This window comes from Streptomyces sp. NPDC059828, from assembly GCF_042731955.1.
GTDB lineage: Bacteria > Actinomycetota > Actinomycetes > Streptomycetales > Streptomycetaceae > Streptomyces.
The window spans coordinates 1-1,143 of sequence record NZ_JBHWIW010000114.1 but is presented as its reverse complement, the minus strand read 5'-3'; the positions used below and the strand labels follow the sequence as shown (position 1 = coordinate 1,143).

Sequence of the window (1,143 nt, the reverse complement as noted above, 5' to 3'; positions counted from 1 at the left end):
GCTCGCCGAGCGCCTGGACGCGGTGGACGGCGTGCTCGCCGTGGACTCCCCGCCCGGCGGCCCCACGGTCGTCACGGCCGAGCTGCCCTGGCGCGACCGGGTGGCAACGCACCCCGCACGGTAGGGAGAACCCCCGGGCCGAGACGGATACCTGCCGCATGGTTCCGCCCGGTCACGCTCGGCAGCATGGGACCCGCACCCTCCGCCAGAGCAGAGCCACACCGGAAACCGCCGGAGAACAGGCGCGCACAGGCCGGCGCAAGCCGACGCAGCCCGGCGCAAGCCGACGCAGGTCAGAACAGGCCGGAAAAGGCCGGAACAGAAACGGATGACGACGATGGCCATGGCCTACGGAACGGAACCGGGCACCCGGGCGACCCACTCCCACCGCTTCCCCCGACCACTGCGCGCGCCGTTCGAGGCGGCCACCTGGCGCGAATTCGGCTTCGTCCTGCTGAGCCTGCCGCTGAGCATCGTCTTCTTCAGCCTCGCCGTCACCCTGGCCACGGCCGGTGCCGGACTGGTGGTCACCTTCCTGGGCATCCCCGTACTGGCCGCGTCGCTCGCCATGTGCCGCGGCTTCGGCGTGCTCGAACGCCTGCGGGCACGCACCCTGCTGGGCCTCGACATCGCCGAGCCGGCACCGGTCCGGCCGCGCTCGGGCGGGCCCATGGCGTGGATGGGCGCGATGCTGAAGAGCGGGGTGTCCTGGCGGCATCTGCTCTACGCACTGGTGCACATGCCGTGGGCGGTGTTCTCGTTCGCCCTCGCCCTGCCCTTGTGGGTCACCGCTTGGACCTGCGCCACGTATCCGCTCTGGTACTGGACGTTCCCGGTGTTCGTCGGCCGTGACGGGGCCCAGGTCTTCACTGACGAGACGCACGCCTACTACGTCGACTCGCCCATCGAGCTGGCCGCCACCTCCGCGCTGGGGCTGCTGCTGCTGTTCGCGACCCCGTGGATCGTCCGGGGGCTCACCACCGTGGACCGGCTGCTGATCACGGGGCTGCTGGGACCGTCCCGGCTGGAGGGCCGCGTGGTGGAACTGGAGTCGGACCGGGGCGTGGTCGTGGACACGGCAGCCGCCGATCTGCGGCGTATCGAACGCGACCTGCACGACGGCGCCCAGGCCCGCCTGGTCGC

General features: G+C 71.9%; 1 protein-coding gene and 1 pseudogene. Both read left to right on the top strand.

All coding sequences use genetic code 11. The features are described from left to right. Window positions 1-124 (top strand): annotated as a pseudogene (locus ACFV6V_RS31150) (sensor histidine kinase); the annotation flags it as partial. 213 nt (window positions 125-337) lie between these two features. Next, window positions 338-1,143: sensor domain-containing protein (locus ACFV6V_RS31145; RefSeq protein WP_385571190.1), on the top strand; the 806-nt coding region annotated here is incomplete at its 3' end.